At 49.5% G+C, this 18,300-nt stretch carries 21 protein-coding genes; 8 read left to right on the top strand and 13 right to left on the bottom strand.

Annotation, left to right across the window (positions count from 1 at the left end):
• Window positions 1–44 precede the first annotated feature (44 nt).
• The 4 genes from X965_RS04290 to X965_RS19220 form a co-directional block, all read right to left on the bottom strand.
• On the bottom strand, window positions 45–533 hold the full coding sequence (locus X965_RS04290) for a RidA family protein (RefSeq protein ID WP_036414797.1): 489 nt from the start codon (window positions 531–533) through the stop codon (window positions 45–47).
• Window positions 534–573: 40 nt separating this feature from the next.
• Entirely contained in the window at window positions 574–1,998 is a 1,425-nt protein-coding gene (locus tag X965_RS04295; protein WP_036414800.1) for an FAD-binding oxidoreductase, read from the bottom strand.
• Window positions 1,999–2,363: 365 nt separating this feature from the next.
• Window positions 2,364–2,828 (bottom strand): YaiI/YqxD family protein, encoded by a 465-nt coding sequence (locus X965_RS04300; RefSeq protein ID WP_015422708.1) that lies wholly within the window; start codon window positions 2,826–2,828, stop codon window positions 2,364–2,366.
• A 48-nt stretch (window positions 2,829–2,876) separates the two neighbouring features.
• Window positions 2,877–3,239: a DUF4184 family protein gene (locus tag X965_RS19220; RefSeq protein ID WP_036417200.1), complete on the bottom strand. Its 363-nt coding sequence runs from the start codon at window positions 3,237–3,239 to the stop codon at window positions 2,877–2,879.
• A gap of 117 nt (window positions 3,240–3,356) precedes the next feature.
• On the opposite strand from X965_RS19220, the gene X965_RS04310 reads away from it, so the two are divergent.
• From X965_RS04310 to X965_RS04320, 3 genes are all read left to right on the top strand, one after another.
• Window positions 3,357–3,809, top strand: coding sequence for a hypothetical protein (locus X965_RS04310; protein WP_004237597.1), 453 nt, complete (start codon window positions 3,357–3,359; stop codon window positions 3,807–3,809).
• 117 nt (window positions 3,810–3,926) lie between these two features.
• Window positions 3,927–5,534, top strand: coding sequence for an ABC-F family ATPase (locus X965_RS04315; RefSeq protein WP_071592711.1), 1,608 nt, complete (start codon window positions 3,927–3,929; stop codon window positions 5,532–5,534).
• Window positions 5,535–5,763: 229 nt separating this feature from the next.
• The gene (locus X965_RS04320) at window positions 5,764–6,219 is read left to right on the top strand and encodes an Lrp/AsnC family transcriptional regulator (RefSeq protein ID WP_004237600.1); all 456 of its coding nucleotides are present in this window, start codon (window positions 5,764–5,766) and stop codon (window positions 6,217–6,219) included.
• Between the two features lie 48 nt (window positions 6,220–6,267).
• On the opposite strand, the gene sugE is transcribed toward X965_RS04320, so the two are convergent.
• On the bottom strand, window positions 6,268–6,588 hold the full coding sequence (sugE, locus tag X965_RS04325) for a quaternary ammonium compound efflux SMR transporter SugE (protein ID WP_004237601.1): 321 nt from the start codon (window positions 6,586–6,588) through the stop codon (window positions 6,268–6,270).
• A gap of 197 nt (window positions 6,589–6,785) precedes the next feature.
• Between sugE and X965_RS04330 the strand changes: the two genes are divergently transcribed.
• On the top strand, window positions 6,786–7,382 hold the full coding sequence (locus X965_RS04330; protein WP_004237602.1) for a TetR/AcrR family transcriptional regulator: 597 nt from the start codon (window positions 6,786–6,788) through the stop codon (window positions 7,380–7,382).
• Here X965_RS04330 and X965_RS04335 read toward each other — a convergent pair.
• The 6 genes from X965_RS04335 to X965_RS04360 form a co-directional block, all read right to left on the bottom strand.
• A complete protein-coding gene (locus tag X965_RS04335; protein ID WP_036407997.1) occupies window positions 7,369–7,860 on the bottom strand; it encodes an ATP-binding protein in 492 nt (163 codons plus the stop codon). The genes X965_RS04330 and X965_RS04335 overlap by 14 nt on opposite strands.
• Window positions 7,861–8,057: 197 nt before the next feature.
• Window positions 8,058–8,963: a DMT family transporter gene (locus X965_RS04340; protein WP_004237604.1), complete on the bottom strand. Its 906-nt coding sequence runs from the start codon at window positions 8,961–8,963 to the stop codon at window positions 8,058–8,060.
• A 294-nt stretch (window positions 8,964–9,257) separates the two neighbouring features.
• A complete protein-coding gene (locus X965_RS04345) occupies window positions 9,258–9,773 on the bottom strand; it encodes a DUF3828 domain-containing protein (protein WP_004237605.1) in 516 nt (171 codons plus the stop codon).
• The gene (locus tag X965_RS04350; RefSeq protein ID WP_004237606.1) at window positions 9,770–10,132 is read right to left on the bottom strand and encodes an aminoglycoside adenylyltransferase domain-containing protein; all 363 of its coding nucleotides are present in this window, start codon (window positions 10,130–10,132) and stop codon (window positions 9,770–9,772) included. Before X965_RS04350 ends, X965_RS04345 begins: the two co-directional genes overlap by 4 nt.
• A 64-nt stretch (window positions 10,133–10,196) precedes the next feature.
• On the bottom strand, window positions 10,197–10,700 hold the full coding sequence (locus X965_RS04355) for a DUF4274 domain-containing protein (protein ID WP_004237607.1): 504 nt from the start codon (window positions 10,698–10,700) through the stop codon (window positions 10,197–10,199).
• Window positions 10,697–11,284, bottom strand: a complete 588-nt coding sequence (locus X965_RS04360) for an NUDIX domain-containing protein (RefSeq protein WP_004237608.1) — start codon at window positions 11,282–11,284, stop codon at window positions 10,697–10,699. Before X965_RS04360 ends, X965_RS04355 begins: the two co-directional genes overlap by 4 nt.
• 153 nt (window positions 11,285–11,437) lie before the next feature.
• Between X965_RS04360 and X965_RS04365 the strand changes: the two genes are divergently transcribed.
• On the top strand, window positions 11,438–12,088 hold the full coding sequence (locus tag X965_RS04365; RefSeq protein WP_036417202.1) for an N-acetyltransferase: 651 nt from the start codon (window positions 11,438–11,440) through the stop codon (window positions 12,086–12,088).
• Here X965_RS04365 and X965_RS04370 read toward each other — a convergent pair.
• Window positions 12,058–13,047 (bottom strand): LysR family transcriptional regulator, encoded by a 990-nt coding sequence (locus X965_RS04370; RefSeq protein ID WP_036417204.1) that lies wholly within the window; start codon window positions 13,045–13,047, stop codon window positions 12,058–12,060. The two genes, X965_RS04365 and X965_RS04370, sit on opposite strands and share 31 nt — an antisense overlap.
• Window positions 13,048–13,184: 137 nt before the next feature.
• On the opposite strand from X965_RS04370, the gene X965_RS04375 reads away from it, so the two are divergent.
• Together X965_RS04375 and metC are read left to right on the top strand one after the other, a co-directional pair.
• Window positions 13,185–14,471 (top strand): amino acid permease, encoded by a 1,287-nt coding sequence (locus X965_RS04375; protein WP_036417206.1) that lies wholly within the window; start codon window positions 13,185–13,187, stop codon window positions 14,469–14,471.
• A gap of 40 nt (window positions 14,472–14,511) precedes the next feature.
• Window positions 14,512–15,687, top strand: a complete 1,176-nt coding sequence (gene metC / locus X965_RS04380) for a cystathionine beta-lyase (RefSeq protein ID WP_004237615.1) — start codon at window positions 14,512–14,514, stop codon at window positions 15,685–15,687.
• A 238-nt stretch (window positions 15,688–15,925) separates the two neighbouring features.
• Here metC and X965_RS04385 read toward each other — a convergent pair whose 3' ends face one another.
• Window positions 15,926–16,516 (bottom strand): phosphatase PAP2 family protein, encoded by a 591-nt coding sequence (locus X965_RS04385; protein WP_004237617.1) that lies wholly within the window; start codon window positions 16,514–16,516, stop codon window positions 15,926–15,928.
• Window positions 16,517–17,036: 520 nt separating this feature from the next.
• Here X965_RS04385 and X965_RS04390 point away from each other — a divergent pair.
• Entirely contained in the window at window positions 17,037–18,254 is a 1,218-nt protein-coding gene (locus X965_RS04390) for a hypothetical protein (protein ID WP_036417208.1), read from the top strand.
• The last annotated feature ends 46 nt before the right edge of the window (window positions 18,255–18,300 follow it).

An 18,300-nucleotide genomic window follows, 5' to 3' on the forward strand; every position in this document is an offset into this window, starting at 1 on the left:
TTGCCCCTTCCGGAGGCAAACCCGCTGTTAACGCGCTGATACCATTACGGACGAACAGCTGTCACTTCGATCTCTACACGCCATGCCGGGTTTGCTAATTTAGAAACCTGAACAGTGGTACGCGCCGGTAATGTGTTACCGGAATCTTTGTCGTTGTAATATTTGGAGTAACCGGCCATAAAGCCCGCGAAATCCATATTACCGTCAGTCTCTTCGCCGCCGACCAGGAATACCTGCATTTTCACCACATCCTTCATTTCCAGACCTAAGCCAGCCAGGTGCGCCTTGATCTGTTCCATGATATTGATGGTCTGTGCTTCAGTATTGCCGTATGACGCCAGAACACCTTCCGGTGCGTCTTTGGAAATTTTGGTCGGTACTTTACCGCTGAGGAAAATAATATTTTTGCTGCTGCTGATTTCCACAGATTCAGAGATAGGCATACCGTTCAGTTTATGATGAACAACACCTTCTGACGCGTGAGCCGCGCCCCAGACCAGCGGAAGAGCTAACAGTAAACTTTTGTAACGCATATTAAGCCTCTTAATAGTATCAACGTAAGTAATCAGAAAATTAACTAAAACGTGAAAGACTAAACGGAGCCGGGTCAATAACCGGTTTTTTACCGGTCACGATATCCGCAGTGATTTCACCGGATGCCGGACCTTCTGTCATACCCCAGACAGTCGCGGTGTTGATCACCAGACCCGGATACTCTTTCACTTCAGAAATAATCGGCAGTTCGTCGTAGGTTGGTGCAACAACCGCGCCCCAGCGTTCAACGACTTTCGATTGTTCAAATACAGGGAATTCCGCTTTCATGCGGGCAAATACCGCATCCAGGTGTTCGGTATTCTGTGTGGCGGTTGCGATGCGGTAAGTCTCGAACGGTGTGACTTCATCGAGGTTCCAGGATGTTGCCATTTTGAAGGAGTTGAACAAATCTTCACCGATGGAGAATTCCAGCGGCAGCTCACCGCCGCCCAGCAGATGCAGGAATTTCGGCCCCAGCAGGAGGCTGTCTTTCACCACAGAGCTGGTGAAGATACGCGGTGCCACGGCATATGTGCCGTCTGCCTGCTCGCGGAAGTGAATGCCGCTCGGCAGATGCACGTTACCGCGTGGTGCGCCCGGAACGCCGGAAACACGCTGTTGTGACAGATAGACGTTCAGTGTCGGGATATCAATGCCCAGATTACCCATAAACAGGCGTGACCAGATACCGCCGGTCAGGACCACATGAGAGGTTTTGATTGCACCCTTCTCTGTGACCACATCAGAGACTTTACCACCGGCAGTTTCGATACCACGGACCGCGCAGTTAGTGTAGATTTTAACACCCAGAGACTTGGCATACTGCGCCAGAACCGGTACACCGGTTTCCGGGTCAACACTGCCTGAATCTTCTTCAAAACCGGCGATCGGCCAGTCTGTTTTGGCATCAACCAGGCGTTTTTTCAGTTCGTCGCCCTGAATGAAACGGGTGTTGAGCGGTGCTTCGAAATCAGCGGCCCACTCTTTGGCATTCTCAACCCAGGCCTGTGATTTTGCGAGATCTTCCGCGCTTGACGGTACCTCAACACGACCCTGGGTACGATAGCTGGTATCCGCCCCGATTTTTTCATTCATACCGCGCCATAACATTTTGCCGTAATGGTGCAGCGGGAAAATTTCTTTTGATGTTTTGTAGCTGATGATCTGGCTGTAAGCACGTCCGGACTGCTCACCGGCGATTTCACCTTTTTCCAGGACGGTGACGCTCATGCCTCTTTCCGCCAGGTTAATCGCTGTCATGATCCCCATCATGCCGCCGCCGATAATGACTGCATCGGACTCTTTCGGTAATGCACCTTCGGTGCCGTCAACATGTTTTGCGCGTGAAGTCGATTCCACAAATTTGCCGTCGCGGCGAACCATAGGAACTAATACTGAAGCACCACCTGCCAGTACGCCGGCAGCACCAACCCCTAAAATTAACTTTCTGCGTGAGATTTTCATCTAAAGCCTCATCATTATCTGTAATATTTGTGTGGCATTTTTTTAATTAAGTAGCACACTAATTATAACAACTATCATTATAATGTTAATGAATATAGTGCAATGTTAATAATAACGAGACTTAAGGTAAGCTTTATCAGGAATTTCCGATATAAAGTATCGGATTTGACGAGGTGATAAACAGGATTCAGGCCGGATCGTCTGCGGCAAAACCAGCTGGAAATATCATAAACCCTTGTTATTATAGTGGATAAGGCTAAATAGTGAGCTTTTTTAAGAAGTTGTTACATCAGGGATAAAAATAAAACGCCGGATGCCACAGCAGCACCCGGCGTTTTATAAAGATATTAACAATGAGGGAAAGATCAGGCGGATGGCGTACGTTTTCTGAGCTGCAGAAACCATTTATCCAGTTCATTGGCAAACAACTGGCGATCACGCTGGTTCAGTGCCGCCGGACCGCCGGTCTGGATGCCGGAAGCCCGCATAGTGTCCATAAAATCACGCATGGTCAGGCGCTCACGGATAGTCGCCGGGGTATAACGTTCGCCGCGCGGGTTCAGTGCGACCGCGCCCTTCTCCAGCACTTCAGCGGCCAGCGGAATATCAGCGGTGACGACAAGATCATCTTTCTGCACACGGCGGACAATCTCATTATCGGCCACATCAAACCCGGCAGAGACCTGCAATGTTTTTAAAAACGGTGACGGCGGTACCACCAGCCGCTGATTGGCCACAAAGGTGACTTCTGTTTTTTCCCGATCCGCTGCCCGGTAAAGGATCTCTTTGATAACTTTCGGACAGGCGTCCGCATCCACCCAAATCGCCACTGTTTACTTTCCTCTGTACTGCAAAATTTAATCCGCGATCATAACGCATTAACGCTTTCTGATAACCTGAAAAAGTGCCGCCAGAGCAACAAAACCGGCAAAAAATGAGACAGAAAACGACAATTCATAAAAGACAAAACGATTTATATGAACACCGGTTGCTGTCTGCGCCAGACGGTACGCCAGCGGCGCCGTACACAGTGCCGCCAGAACTGCCAGACACACCGGCAGTCCGGTATAAAACCAGCTGGTAAAATGGTGCGCCTCATCCGCTGCGCGGTACATCCCGGAAGAGTACAGCAAATCCGGCGATACACTGCCCGTAATGAGCGCGGGCAGATTCAGCCACCGCCCGTAACGGGATTGTTTCAGGGGAAAAACAATCGCCGGATGTGCAAAAGTCCATGGCATATATACTTATCCTGCTCCGGAAAACCGGAAATAAATTCATTTTTGTGCTAATAAATAGCCGGTCACAACAATTAATAACACGCCGGACTCCGGACAATAACCTGTAAAGGCAGAAAAATGAAAAAGCATCTTACCGGGATGATCGTAACCGGGCTGTTATCAGCCCCCGCGCTGGCTCAGGAGTTTACCTGTCAGCTGGAAAATAATAAATATGTCAGTGTGGTGGTGGAAAAAGGTAAAACGCCGGCATACCGCTACGGGACGCTGGCAAAGCCGGAAATTACCCTGCCGGTAAAAGGCAATGCGAAAAATGGTGTTTATGTCGGACAAACCATGTTTAGCGGCGGTGGTTCGGCGTATATCCGCTTTGAAAACGGCCCGTTTAACTATGTGGTATACAGCGGAATGGGCCGCGGCTGGGAATTTACCGGCCTGGCAGTCTATAAAGGCGATAAAGTCATCAATAAAAAGGTCTGTAAAACCGATTTGGGGATCTATGATGTTCTGAATTACGGACTACCGGAAGATGAATCCGGTGAAATCTATGCCATGGATCCGAACTCACAATAATATGTACTGCGGTGGCCTGCCGGGTTACCGCCCTTTTTTTATACATCTGTGCCTCGCCGCCCATCTGTGGCATAATGCCCGCCGTTTATTTTCTCCTTTAACTTATGAGTATTCGTCTTGTTAATCAGCAACAATATTACGATGCAGTTCGGCGCCAAGCCGCTGTTTGAAAATATCTCTGTCAAATTCGGCGGCGGTAACCGCTATGGCCTGATCGGCGCAAACGGCAGCGGTAAATCCACGTTTATGAAAATTCTCGGCGGTGATCTGGCGCCAAGCAGCGGCAACGTGTTTCTCGACCCGAACGAACGTCTGGGTAAACTGAAACAGGATCAGTTCGCCTATGAAGAATTTTCTGTGCTCGACACAGTCATTATGGGTCACACCGAACTGTGGGAAGTCAAACAGGAGCGTGACCGCATCTACAGCCTGCCGGACATGAGCGAAGAAGACGGTATGCGCGTGGCGGATCTCGAAGTGCAGTTTGCTGAAATGGACGGCTACACCGTGGAATCCCGCGCCGGTGAATTACTGCTGGGTGTGGGGATCCCGCTGGAACAGCATAACGGCCCGATGAGTGAAATCGCACCCGGCTGGAAACTGCGTGTGCTGCTGGCACAGGCGTTGTTTGCGGACCCGGATATTCTGCTGCTCGACGAACCGACCAACAACCTGGATATCGACACCATCCGCTGGCTGGAGCAGACGCTGAATGCGCGCAACAGCACCATGATCATCATTTCCCATGACCGCCACTTCCTGAATATGGTGTGCACGCACATGGCCGATCTGGACTACGGCAGCCTGAATGTGCATCCGGGCAACTACGATGAATATATGTTTGCCGCCACTCAGGCGCGCGAACGTCTGTTAGCGGATAACGCGAAGAAGAAAGCACAAATCAGTGAATTGCAGTCATTTGTCAGCCGTTTCAGCGCAAATGCCTCCAAGTCCCGTCAGGCGACTTCCCGCGCCAAACAGATTGAAAAAATTCAGCTGACCGAGATTAAAGCGTCCAGCCGTCAGAACCCGTTTATCCGTTTTGAGCAGGATAAAAAATTATTCCGTAATGCGCTGGAAGTGGAAAACCTGTCCAAAGGTTATGACGGAAACGCCCCGCTGTTTAAAAACGTCAATATGATGATGGAAGTGGGTGAAAAAGTCGCGGTTCTGGGAATGAACGGTGTGGGTAAATCCACCTTCCTGAAAACCCTGGTCGGTGAACTGACACCGGATACCGGCCGTTATAAGTGGTCTGAAAACGCCAATATCGGTTACTACGCGCAGGACCACGCCACCGATTTTGAAGTTGATATGACGGTTTTCGACTGGATGAGCCTGTGGATGCAGCCGGGTGATGATGAGCAATCAGTCCGTAGTGTGTTGGGCCGCCTGCTGTTCTCCCAGGATGACATTAAAAAATCCGTACAGGTGTTATCCGGGGGTGAAAAAGGCCGGATGTTATTTGGTAAGTTAATGATGACCAAACCAAACATTCTGATTATGGATGAACCGACCAACCACCTCGACATGGAATCCATTGAATCCCTGAATATGGCGCTGGAGTTATATCAGGGAACATTAGTGTTTGTTTCCCATGACCGTGAGTTCGTCAGTTCCCTGGCGACCCGCATCATCGAAATCACACCGGAGAAAGTCACTGACTTTACCGGCAGTTACGATGAGTACCTGCGCAGCCGCGGTATTGAATCAGAAAACAACTGATTTCCGTTCTGCCAATAAGAAAAGCCCCGTTTCAGAGCCATGAAACGGGGCTTTTTGTTTTCGTCAGACCCGGCGGGGGCGGTTGCCGGCATATCTGACATTTTTCAGAAACCAGTTCCCGCATACCTCTGTCCTGTACCGGAAACTGATAGGAAGAATATCTGTATTCGGGTAGAATGTGCTTGCTAATCAGACCCTGATTTACCTTATTTGAGGGAGAAAATCATCAATGGACAGCTTTGACAGGAAGATTCTTTCTGAATTACAACTCGACGGGCGATTAACTGTCACTGAGCTGGCAGATCGCGTGGGTCTGAGTTTATCCCCCTGCCACCGGCGGCTGAAAGCACTGGAGCAATCCGGAGCTATCTGCGATTACCGCGCACAGCTTGATCCGCGCGTGCTGGGGCTGAATTTTTCCGCACTGGTGTTTGTCACTATGAAAGACGGCAACCAGGAAAGTATGAGCAAATTTGAGACAGCGGTGGCGGATATTCCGCAGATTATCGAAGCCAAACGGCTGTTTGGCGATCCGGACTATATGCTGACCGTTGTGGTCAAAGATATCGATGCCTTTCAGAAATTATATGACAGCCGCCTGGCCGCCATGCCGGGGGTTCAGCGCCTGACCTCCACCCTGGTAATGAAAGATGTGATCCCGGCGCGGGAACTGCCCCTGTTGTAACAAAAAAGCCGGCAATATCTGCCGGCAAGCAACACAGTACTGAATCTTTTATGCCGGGCTGGCTAATTTCATCATCACCAGCCCGGAGATAATTAATACCCCTGCGATAATCCGCATCATGTTTGCCGGTTCTCCCAGCACCACAATCCCGACGATAAAGGCACCGATAGCGCCAATCCCGGTCCAGATGGTGTAAGCCGTCCCCAGCGGCAGTGCCCGCATGGCCATTGCCAGCAGCCCGAAGCTTATCAGCATGGCAATAATGGTGATCACTGACGGCCCCAGTTTGGTGAAACCCTCTGATTGTTTCATGGTAAATGCCCAGACGACTTCAAATAATCCGGCAGTAATTAATAAAATCCACGGCATGGTACATCCTCACTGATTTCTGGTTGCAGGTGAAACGTTTATAAGTTACCTTTGGTATAGTTATATGTTACCTTTGGTAACTTGTAAACACCTTTCCGATCTTTTTTCGATCTTTTCTGCCAGCTGACCGCGACCGGGAACTCTGTGATACACTTTCCGGCAGACAGAACGACTTTAATATCAATGAGGAGGCAGATTTGTCCGGACGTTTACAGCGCGACGAGCGCCAGATACAGCTGCTCAATGTCGCCAACAGCATTATCCTGGCGGAAGGCACCGATGCCCTGACCCTCATTACCCTTGCGGAAAAGGCGGGCGTGACCAAGCCGGTAACCTACAAACATTTCGGCAACCGCAAGTCTTTGCTGCACGCGCTGTTTAAATACAGTGATGATGTTCTGACTGAACGGATGAATACCGGGATGGAACAGCCGATAGCGGACCTCGATCAGGCCGTTTCTGTCTTTATCACGACCTATTTTGATGTGATGGCGGATGACGGGGAAGCCTTCAATGCCACCGTGGCGGCACTGAAAGCCTATCCTGAATATGCGGGGATCAGCCGCGAAGTGCAGGATTTTTTCTGCCAGATCCTGCAACGTGCACTGCAGCGCTGGCTGCCGGATAATTTCCGGATCCCGGAATGGACTTCTGTGATGATTTTCGGTGCAACCGAGTCACTGTGCCTGATGATGTTTGCTGACCCGGCGCTGAAAGCAAAAGTCTGTGAAGAAGCCATCTGGCTGGTCAAAACCCTGCTGGCCGACCAGCTTAAGCGGTTCACCGGCCGCTGATGACCAGCCCTTCTTCTTCTGACGGATAACTGAAGTGTGCAGTAATCAGATCAAACTGCTCCGCTGAGGTGGCAAACGGGTTTTCCCCGTTCAGATTCCTTGCGGCCAGCCGCCGTTTACACTCTTCATCACTCACATCCAGCACATGGCAGCAATAGCTGCATCCGGCCTGCTCTGCCAGCCCTTTCAGCCACCGGCGTTGTACCGGGGTATTCGCCGGAAAATCCAGAACCAGTGTTACTCCCTGTCGTAATAATGTCACCAGATGCAGCTCCAGGGCGGATTTCAGCAGACGACTTTTTTCAATATAATCAGCCAGCTGTGTGATTTGTCCCGGATACAGCGCCGCCAGCCAGGTATCTTCTGACAACAGAACCGCCTGTTGTTCGCGGACTAATTGTTGTGCCAGTGTCGATTTCCCTGAGGCGATTTTGCCGCAGAGGAAATGCAGTGAGGCGGCGGATTGTGTTTCTGACATGATTGCTCCCTGTCTGTTATGCCGCTGAGAGAGCAATAAAAAACCCGCTCAGGCGGCGGGTTCTGAATACAGCACATCCCCCGCTATGGTGCGGAGATAATAATCATGCCGGATGTGCTGTATGAATTCATGGTATTAACCTTTTTGAAATAATCATCATTTCAGTGATTCTGTTTTAGCAGAGTCTGCTGCGGATGTCAGGCAGTTTTTTTCGGCCGTTTAATACTTATCACCGCCAGTGCCAGCACAATCATCACGATCCCTGCCGTTTCTGTGCTGCCCGGCTCCTCACCCAGCAGCCACCATGAGAACAGCACACCGCAGACCGGCACCGCCAGTGTGCTCAGGCTGGCAATCCCCGCCGGTAATTTTCTCAGCACAAACAGCCATAAACTCCAGGCAACGGCGGTCGCCAGAATAGCGCTGTAACTCAGTGCCCAGAAGACATACGGCTGCCAGTCAATCGTACGCTGCGGCACCAACAACGCCACCACGGTCATAATAATTGCGGCATACACCATCTGCCAGGTGGTGAGAGAGAGTAAATCCACCTGCGGATAGCGGCTGTAGAGTTTTTTCGCCACAATCGCGCTCGCTCCCCAGCTGATACCGGATGCCACGGCCAGAAAGGCACTTTTCATAGAGGCGAAATCGAGCGTCCAGGGCTGGATCACACACAATAGCCCTGCACCGGCAACTGAAATAGCCGCATACTGGAGGCGGCGCATCCGCTCACCGAGCAATACTGCTGCCATAATCACCACCCAGAACGGCATGGTATAACTGAGGATCGCCACCTTCCCCGCACCGCCGCTGACCAGCGCCCATTGTGCCAGCCCGACCATACCGCAGGTCTGAAGGACGGCTATCCCCAGAGTGTAGCGGAATGGCGTAAAGCGGATTTTCCGCCCCATCGCGCGTTCGCGGATATACAGCACCAGTAATAACATAATGGCACTGAATACACAGCGCATCGCCGTAAAGTCAAACGCACCAATATAGTGCGTGACCTGCTTCATAGCGATCCAGCTGTAACTCCAGATCAGTGTTAAAATGACCAGGCCGGTAATGGCGATGGCATTGTCTTTTTCCCGTAAAGCCATAATATCCTGTGACCACTTCACGGCAGTACCCGTCTGTACCCCGCGTGCGGCTCCTGTTTTTATAGTACCATAACCGGAATAATATGCCGGATGCCCGCAGACGGACTGACCTCATGCAATCTGCATTTCTGCCAGTTTACACCCGGTTTGAAAGAAGGGAAAAGATCTGCGCTCATTAATACCAGAAGGAAGAACGGGTGTTAAGTATGACGCAATTTTTCCCCGGTATTTTCCCTGTTGTAATGCTGTCTGAACCTGAATGAATATAAGCCTGCCGGGTATAACCCCACAGCCTCACTCAAGCATCACAATACTATCAATTTTCCACTGTCCGTTTTGCTGAATCAGTTTTACCCGGAATGACCGCAGCGGCTCCGGTGCTTTACCCAGTGTGATGCGCACTGTGGCAGTATCCGGGGTTTGTGATTCAGTATGTGCCGCGCGCTCTGTCATCCACGAATCCGGGTAATCCTGTGACTTGGTGTAATAATTGACATCATTTTCCACCCAATGCTCTCCCCACAGACAGATATAACTATATTCGGTTTCTTTGCAGGGACGCGGCTGGTCGCAGAACGCCTGATCAGTGCCCGGACCATCGAAATTACAACTGAGGGATTCACTGATGCTTTCCTGCAACGCCGGACTGACATACAAATCCTGGCTTTTTGCATAACCATCAGAAGGCGGATCCTGCAAATTGAGACGGTAGAAATCCAATACCACATTTTCCGGTGATAATTGTGCAGCAACCGCTGATAACGGCAATAGCAGAGACAAAATCAGCGGGAGGTATTTTGTTGTTTTCATGATAATTTTTCGTCACATAAAGCCCGCAGAGAAAGAATGCAGCAGCTGATTGCCTGTTTATCAGAAACCGGAAATGATTCACCGGTCAGATAGCTATGCTTTGCTGCCTGCAACAGTTGCTGCAGTTGCGGATCGGAAATTGATTCAGCCAGCCACGCCGCAGCGTCTGCTTTGGATGCAATGTGCCAGGTTGTCAGAGTATAAGCAATGCGCGACAAAGCCAGAATGATATTGCACTCATCATTTTCCCAATCCTCCGGTGTGTTCCATTGTGCAAGTGTCGCGGAAAATGCCCGTTTCAGATCGGTCTGCGGAACGGCGTCAAATATCACTGCCGCATCACCATTAAGTAACGGCATATTATGCAACCTGGCTGCGGATAGTAACCGGGACATGATTCAGGTTGATTTTCATCAGCAAATGCTATTCATAGAGTGCATACAACTGCTCTGCCAGCGGTAATGGTAAACCGTCATCATAAGCCTCATCATCCAAATCAACATACACATCACCGGGTGCGGCGATCAGCATGGTGTCAGGCACAGGCCGCCTGACCGGCAGGTCCGGGTAGTCATCCGGCCGTCCGCCTTCTGACTGCATCGGGTCAAACCAGATACCATGATCGGCATAAAACCCCGCAGAATAGCGGGTTTCAATTAACCGGATCAATGCCAGTGTTTGCCGTGAATAGTCCGGTACATCATCATCATGGCCATACTGCACATACCAGGCAGCACCCAAAGACCAGTACATCAGCAGTGCGGATGCCCGATCCAGTTGCGGATCCGCCGCCAGTTCGTTCAGTGCATCATAATTACTGTCATAATTAGACCGGGCGATAAACAAGTGCCGCTGTTCCGGCGTTGCATTTGTCAGAAAATCACGGATTAACTGTGCTTCTTTCTGTTCTTTTTCTTCGTCCGTCATGCCATTCTCCCCGACAACGCCAGATGCTGTAACAACATAATCGTTTTGCCATCATTTATTTCACCGCTTTTGATCGCTGCGAGAGCCTGCGGGAACGGCATTTCCAGCACTTCCACATCTTCGCCCTCTTCCGGCAGGCCGCCACCGGCCGTCTGCCGGTTATTGTCTTCGTATTCGGCAATAAAAAAATAAAGTTTCTCGGTGACAGCTCCCGGGCTCATAAAGGCTTCAAAGACTTTTTCAACATCGGTAATGCGAAAACCAGTCTCTTCCTCTGCTTCCGCTTTGATGCGGGATACCGGATCCTGCTCTTCCAGCAGACCGGCGGCCGCTTCAATCAGAAAGCCGTCATGGCCGTTGACATACACCGGCAAACGGAACTGACGGATCAGAATGACGCTGTTTTTCTGGCGGTTATACAGCAGAATAACCGCACCGTTACCGCGGTCATAGACCTCCCGCTCCAGACGCTGGCGGGTGCCGTCGCGGCGCAGATAATCAACGACATATTTTTTGAGGATATACCAGTTATCGGAAAGCGTGATGGTATCAATAATACGGACAGTGCTCTGTTCGGAAGTCATAGTTCACCGGATGTCAGCAAAATTGCGGGTTTGCAGAACACTCTAATCGCTTTATCCGCCTCCGGCAATGGCAAAACTGCCAGCATTATTTGCAGGCATATTAATGCTGACGATATAATCTGCCGCAGATAATCCACAAACAAGGCGGGTTGCATGAGTGACACTCAGGCACTGAGTTACAGCGAATTACACACAATATCTGATGCAGATATCGCACAAATTAATGAATTAATTATCACCACCTGGGATTACCGTAGTTGGATCCCGAAAGAGAAAGTTCTGCCGATGGCGGAATTTTTGCTGGATGATGTCATTCTGACCTCATCACGAATTTTTGTGGTGCGGGATGGCGATACCATCGCCGGTATTATGGCGGTCACGGCATCTGCCGATTTGCGGGAGAAAGTCCACGCCAAAACCCGTCAGTATTCTGCCCTGAAAAATATTATCGCCCGTGACCCGCAGGAAGAAACCCTGTTTGATATGTATCTGAATACGCTGATTATCAACGGAAATCTGCTGGCTTCCTGTGACGGGAATTTCGATGCCTCTCTGAATTTGTTTATGATAGATGCCCGCTTCCGCGGACACGGTATCGGTAACCGGCTCTGGCAGCTGGCGATGGATTATCTGCGGGAAAAACAATCCGCCCGTTATTTCCTCTGGACAGACAGTGATTCCGATTTCGGTTTTTATGAACACAAAGGATTACAGCGTATCGCCGCGCAAGCCTATGACTGGGGCGGCCATGACGTGACTGAAACCTATTATGTTTATGCCGGGGAACTCCCTACTCTGTCCTGATGCATCCAGCTGTCCCACGGCGGGTCAAGCGGCAGCTTATCCGCCAGGAAATCAATAAAGGTGCGGATTTTCGGGGCATGGGTGTGCGCCGGGCTGTAAAGTGCATAGAGCGCGAACGGCGTGGTTTTCGGATTGTAATCCAGTAATACCGGCAATAATTCACCGTTATCAATATAGTTTCCCAGCATATAGGTCGGCAGGCAGACAATCCCCTGATGACAGCGCGCCGCCTCCAGTAATCCCAGGCTGCTGTTGACCTCAATCATATTGTTGATCGCCAGCGGATAGGCTACACCGTCTTTATCATTCATCCGCCAGGTGTCCGGGATATTCGGATTAATTAAACAATTGTGCCGGGCAATATCCGCCGGTGACTGCGGGATCCCGTTTTGTTCAAAATAATGACGGCTGCCGCAATAGATCCAATTTATATTGCATAGTTTCCGTAATGCAAAATTTTCCGGCGGATGACTGGTAATACGCAATGCAATATCAAAGTCAGTTTCATTTAAATTAATTAATGCATCGTTCAGATCAACGGATAAGCTGACCTGCGGATTTATTTCCCGGTATTCGCTGTAAAGCCGCATTAAATGGCAGACGCCGAAGGCAATTGAACAGGTTATTTTTAGCTGTCCCTGTGCATGCTGATAAAAACTCGCCGTATTCACTAATGAGTCATCGAGATCTGTCAGTAACTGTTGCGCCCTCTGCAATAAATAACGTCCGGCTTCAGTCAGGATAAAATTGCGGGTGGTTCGTTTCAGCAGAACCACACCGAGCTGCTCTTCCAGCTGCTGTAAGCCACGGCTGACAGACGACGGTGTTACATTGAGTTTTCGTGCCGCACCGCTGAAACTGTTGCACTCCACAATTTTGATAAACAGCTCCAGATGGCGAAAAATCGCGTAGCTGTCAATTTTTGCTTTAAACGCAAAAGTGTTTTTATTTATTAGCATAGTCGTACCCTGTTCAGCCTGCGTGTTACCCCTTACTATAACAATGGCTTTATAACACTGTATCCATACAACATAAATATATTCACGTTGTTCCTGACTTTTTAAATAATTAAATCTATAACGTTGAGGAATTGACTATGCAAGACAGCATTCAGACAGGTGCAAATGCAAATAGTGATTTAAAAAAGATACCCTTTACCAAATATGATGCCGGGTGGGTTGTATTATGTATCGGGATGGCGATCGGTTCCGGGATTGTTTTTATGCCGGTTCAGATTGGTATTAAAGGCATCTGGGTATTTATTGCCGCCACATTATTGTCATATCCGGCGATTTACTGGCTGCAGAATTTATATCTGAGGACATTATCAGAATCGGAAGAATGTGAAGACTATGCCAGCGTTATCACGCAGTATCTGGGGAAAAACTGGGGGGTTGCCCTTGGTATCGCCTATTTCCTGATGCTGCTGCACGGCATGTTCTCCTATTCGCTCGCCGTGACCTTTGACAGTGCCTCCTACATCAAAACATTCGGTTTAACAGAAGGTTTGTTATCAGATTCGGTGTGGTACGGGCTGATTATCCTGACGGTTCTGGTGGCTGTCGCCGCACAGGGGGAGCGCCTGTTATTTAAGGTCTCCGGCCCGATGGTAATAGTGAAATTCGGGATTATCGTATTACTCGGGATTGTAATGGTGCCTTACTGGAACTTTGCCAATATCAGCGCGTTCCCGGACTTCCTGCCGTTCCTGCGGGATGTGTTTCTGACACTGCCGTTTACCCTGTTCTCCATTCTGTTCGTGCAGATTTTAAGCCCGATGAACATTGCCTACCGCAGACTGGAAAAAGACAAGCGTGTCGCAACTTACCGCGCGGTACGGGCAAACCGGGTGGCGTATATTATTCTGGCCGTTGCTGTTCTGTTCTTTGCCTTCTCGTTTACGTTCTCGATAAGCCACGACCAGGCCGTCTCAGCGTTTGAGCAGAATATCTCGGCACTGGCAATTGCCGCACAGGTAATTCCGGGCTCCGTTGTTAAAGTCATGACCGCAATGCTGAATATTTTCGCGATTCTGACCGCGTTTCTCGGTATTTATCTGGGTTTCCAGGAAGCGATTAAAGGTATTGTGGTGAATATCCTGACCCGCTTTATGCCGCAGGAGCGCATTAATCAGACCGTACTGCATTACGGTGTATGTATCGGGGTGATCCTGTCCCTGTGGTTCTGGGTCTCCACCCGCTTCTCAATTCTGTTCTTTATGCAGCTCGGCGGGCCGTTATTCGGCGTGGTTTCCTGCCTGATCCCGTGCTATCTGGTTTACCGCGTGCCGGTCTTACATAAATTCAAAGGTGCAACAGTCTGGTTTATTATCTTCTTCGGCGTGCTGTTGTGTCTCTCTCCGTTCTTTAAGTTTTTCGAATAACGCTGTAAATGAATAATGACGTATTACGCGTGAGGATGTTATGACTAAAAAAACCGTTTCAGATTTTCATATTGATACACAGATAACGCAGCTGGGACGCGACCCGGCGTCTCAGTCCGGTTTTGTTAATGCTCCGGTTTACCGGGGATCTACCGTGGTTTTCCCGACTATGGATGCCCTGCTCAATAACCGGGCTGAGTTTAACTACGGCACTGCGGGCACGCCGACCATTAAGAACCTCGAGCAATCCTGGAGCGCCCTTGCGGGCGCCGAAGGAACCGTGCTGTCACCATCCGGGCTGGGCGCCATTGTGCTGGCGCTGCTGACCACACTGAAAAGCGGCGATAACCTGCTGATGCCGGACAGTGTTTATCGTCCGACCCGCAATTTCTGCCGTGGTCTGCTGGAAAAAATGGGGATCACCATCACCTATTACGACCCGATGATCGGCGGTGACATTGAATCTCTGATAAAAAGCAACACCAGCACGATTTTCCTGGAGTCCCCGGGATCGCAGAGCTTTGAGGTTCAGGATGTTCCGGCCATTACGGCGGTGGCGAAAAAATACAATATCGCGACGATTATTGATAATACCTGGGCAACCCCGCTGTTTTTCCGGGCGCATGATATGGGCTGCGACCTCTCCCTTGAGGCCGGTACCAAATATCTGGGCGGTCATTCCGATCTGCTGATGGGAATTGTCTCCGCCAACGCGGAATGGTGGCCGAAACTGCGGGAAACCTATGATCTGATGGCAATGCTGCCGGGCGCGGAAGATTGCTTCCTGGCACTGCGCGGGCTGCGTACCCTGTCAATCCGCCTGAAAGAAGCGCAGTCACGGGCGCTGGATATTGCACACTGGCTGAAATCGCGTCCGGAAGTGATCCGCGTGCTGCATCCGGCCTTTGAAGACTGCCCGGGGCACGAGATCTGGAAACGTGACTTCACCGGCTCTTCCGGCCTGTTCTCAGTGGTCCTGGATCCGAAATTTACACAGGATGACGTCGGCAGGTTACTGGACGGCCTCTCCATCTTCGGCATGGGTTATTCCTGGGGTGGTTTTGAAAGCCTGATCACACCGTTTGATTGCGCGGAATACCGCACCGTCACACAGTGGAATCCGGGCGGGCGGACACTGCGCCTGCAAATCGGGCTGGAAGATGTTGATGACCTGAAGCGTGATTTGGCGGATGGATTTGCGCGTATGGCGCATTGATATTCCGCCGGAAAAAAGCAATAGTAAGGTATACCCAAAAACCTGCATTTTGCAGGTTTTTTGTTGATTCCATTCAACAAATGCCCTTGCGACGAACTTACCTTACCGATATTTCCGGACTTATCATCTATATGATCCTCGCCTGGCTCAGTCTGAATTTTTTCAGTATCAGTGAATATAACCAGAATCCGGGCAAAAAAAATGCCGCACTGAATGCGGCAATTAAGTCATGAGGGTATTATATTAATACTACATAACATTGATAAGCCAGCCAGCCGAGTACGGCACCTGCCGGTAAATCAATAATATAATGCTGTTTGGTGAACATGCAGGATAAGGCGATTAACAGCGGGAACATGAATACCCATGGTCCGAGAGTGGCATAGGCCAGCAGCGCGGTTAATGTGGCAACAGAGACGTGCATGCTCGGGAAACAGTTGGATGTATCGTCGAATTTCTGCACAAACAGCAGGAATTTTTCGGACGCTTTCTTCCCGGTATTCATTTCACGCCAGTGCGGCGGCGTGGCAACCGGATACACCACAAAGAAAAACATCTGCATCAGTAACAGGATAACATAGCTGAATACGATGATGATAAACTGACGTGAATCCTGAATAATCCAGTTCAGATAGAGAATCGCCGGATAATAAAGAAAGCTGTAGATCCAGGACCACCAGGGCCAGAAAGGAATTTTTTCATCCAGTGCAGAGTTAAATGTTTTAACCGGCCTGACCATATGACGTTGCGTAAAGAAATAAAACTGATAGACACCTACGATAATAATACCACTGAGCACCAGGTGAATAACCCTGTCGATAAACATCATCTGAAAATTTCCTTTTAAAAAAAATCAATTAAACTGCTTTTCTGATTTTCAGCACACCGTGTTTTAGCATACCAGGGCACGAAATACTATCGTGTCATTTTATGTTGAATTGTAAAATCAGAATAATATCAAGGTACTACAGTCATTTACCACAACAAGGAAAATTCCTAATTTCTCAGTAAAATAGTGTCACTCTATTGATTTGACGGATAATATTTTATAAACCCTTCAGGTTCCGGTTTAATTTATCCGGCAGGCTGTTTTAAAAGCGTAAAACCAGCAGGTAACTATTTATGTCAGCAATGCCGGATATTCCGCGTACCGCTATCATTTTTCTGCTTCCCGGGATTCAGAAACAGAACTGAATGTTTACCCGGTCAGTGAATATCACCCGCAGGTTATGGAAAAACCTCTGTAATAGCGTTTCTCATAAATCTGATAAAAATGAGTCTGTTACCGGCAGATAAGCAGCCATAAACTGATTTCCCCTTATCTGTTTATTATCTGCCGGAGAAACATTATGACTCAGACTTCTGCCTTTCACCTTGCCGCAGAAAGTACCCAGCCACAGTTGCATATGCTGACGTTACAGGCACTGAATATGATCCCGCCCGCCTCTTTCGCCGTACCTGCCGCTTCACCGCAGGGAATTGCCACCACCATTCTCAGCATGGTGCTGAAACTGGTTTATAAAAAAATGACAGAGCCAAAGGAAGTGGATGTTATTGGTATTATTCAGGAAACACTGATGAAAAATACCTCTGAATGGCTGGAATCAGAATATCAGGCCGTCCGCAAAGATGCCGAAAGCCTGCAGGATGCTATCAGCTCCTGGCAGAATTCACCGACAGAAGAGGCGCGCCAGCTGATTGTGGTACGCAATAAGATTGCCATCGCAAGTATGAGCCGCTTATGCATTCTCAGCATCAATACCGCAAAAAGAATAGGTATTGTCCGGCTGTGCGGCGTGTGTGCCCTGTCCTGCCTGCTCTATTTCTTTACACTGCGCGATACCCTGGTATTCGGCAAGAGTTGGGGCTATGCCTCTGATATGCTGGAAAAATACAGCAAAACTCTGACGGAACAGGCGGATATTATGTTTAAAGACGTGCTGACTGCAGAAATCAATAATTACACCGAAAATGATGATTTTTATGATCCGGAAAGCCAGGCCAAACGCTCCGTTATTTACTGGACATCCGGGTACACCAATATTCAGGATCATCTGACTTACGGCGCGCAACAAAAATCCACCAGGGTCTGTTCTGAACGCAGCGATATCGCTGCCAATCCGGTTAATGCTGAAAACCATATGGTTTATCTCGGCAATCTGTTCCTGACCGCCGGAAATTCTTCTGCTAACGGCAGCTACAATTATTTATCCGCCGCCAAACCCCGCAGTTATGACAGAGTCGGAGACCCGGTCACACTGCCGGTCAGAAGCGCCGGGCAGTACCATATCCGCCTGTACTATGCCTATATGACCAATTCCCTTAGTTTCGATTATGAAACTCAGTTGCGGATTGAACAGGCCGGAAAAATTGTTACCGATACCCATCTGACAGATTTAACCAAAACGGTGCTGACACCGTATAAATCCGGGTCAAATTACGGCCCGGTCATTTACCGGGAGACCCGGGTGAACCTTGAGGAAGGCGATATTGTGCTGACATTACATGAGGACCGTTCCCTTTCCGGCGGCGGGTTGCTGCAGCATATTGAATTTGTGAAAGTATAAAAGAGGTACAATGCCGTCACCGGAAACCGGCGACGGCATATCCGGA

Origin of the sequence: Morganella sp. EGD-HP17, assembly GCF_000512315.2 — a bacterium.
GTDB classification, from domain to species: domain Bacteria; phylum Pseudomonadota; class Gammaproteobacteria; order Enterobacterales; family Enterobacteriaceae; genus Morganella; species Morganella morganii.

What these genes read in the sequence shown, in the direction of transcription:
- X965_RS04360 (WP_004237608.1), bottom strand. Translation starts at nt 11,284, where the DNA reads ATGACTTCCGAACAGAGCACTGTCCGTATTATTGATACCATCACGCTT.
- X965_RS04290 (WP_036414797.1), bottom strand. Translation starts at nt 533, where the DNA reads ATGCGTTACAAAAGTTTACTGTTAGCTCTTCCGCTGGTCTGGGGCGCG.
- X965_RS04365 (WP_036417202.1), top strand. Translation starts at nt 11,438, where the DNA reads ATGAGTGACACTCAGGCACTGAGTTACAGCGAATTACACACAATATCT.
- sugE (WP_004237601.1), bottom strand. Translation starts at nt 6,588, where the DNA reads ATGCCGTGGATTTTATTAATTACTGCCGGATTATTTGAAGTCGTCTGG.
- X965_RS04390 (WP_036417208.1), top strand. Translation starts at nt 17,037, where the DNA reads ATGACTCAGACTTCTGCCTTTCACCTTGCCGCAGAAAGTACCCAGCCA.
- X965_RS04340 (WP_004237604.1), bottom strand. Translation starts at nt 8,963, where the DNA reads ATGGCTTTACGGGAAAAAGACAATGCCATCGCCATTACCGGCCTGGTC.
- X965_RS04350 (WP_004237606.1), bottom strand. Translation starts at nt 10,132, where the DNA reads ATGCCGTTACTTAATGGTGATGCGGCAGTGATATTTGACGCCGTTCCG.
- X965_RS04320 (WP_004237600.1), top strand. Translation starts at nt 5,764, where the DNA reads ATGGACAGCTTTGACAGGAAGATTCTTTCTGAATTACAACTCGACGGG.
- X965_RS04355 (WP_004237607.1), bottom strand. Translation starts at nt 10,700, where the DNA reads ATGACGGACGAAGAAAAAGAACAGAAAGAAGCACAGTTAATCCGTGAT.
- X965_RS04345 (WP_004237605.1), bottom strand. Translation starts at nt 9,773, where the DNA reads ATGAAAACAACAAAATACCTCCCGCTGATTTTGTCTCTGCTATTGCCG.
- X965_RS04310 (WP_004237597.1), top strand. Translation starts at nt 3,357, where the DNA reads ATGAAAAAGCATCTTACCGGGATGATCGTAACCGGGCTGTTATCAGCC.
- X965_RS19220 (WP_036417200.1), bottom strand. Translation starts at nt 3,239, where the DNA reads ATGCCATGGACTTTTGCACATCCGGCGATTGTTTTTCCCCTGAAACAA.
- X965_RS04375 (WP_036417206.1), top strand. Translation starts at nt 13,185, where the DNA reads ATGCAAGACAGCATTCAGACAGGTGCAAATGCAAATAGTGATTTAAAA.
- metC (WP_004237615.1), top strand. Translation starts at nt 14,512, where the DNA reads ATGACTAAAAAAACCGTTTCAGATTTTCATATTGATACACAGATAACG.
- X965_RS04295 (WP_036414800.1), bottom strand. Translation starts at nt 1,998, where the DNA reads ATGAAAATCTCACGCAGAAAGTTAATTTTAGGGGTTGGTGCTGCCGGC.
- X965_RS04385 (WP_004237617.1), bottom strand. Translation starts at nt 16,516, where the DNA reads ATGATGTTTATCGACAGGGTTATTCACCTGGTGCTCAGTGGTATTATT.
- X965_RS04370 (WP_036417204.1), bottom strand. Translation starts at nt 13,047, where the DNA reads ATGCTAATAAATAAAAACACTTTTGCGTTTAAAGCAAAAATTGACAGC.
- X965_RS04335 (WP_036407997.1), bottom strand. Translation starts at nt 7,860, where the DNA reads ATGTCAGAAACACAATCCGCCGCCTCACTGCATTTCCTCTGCGGCAAA.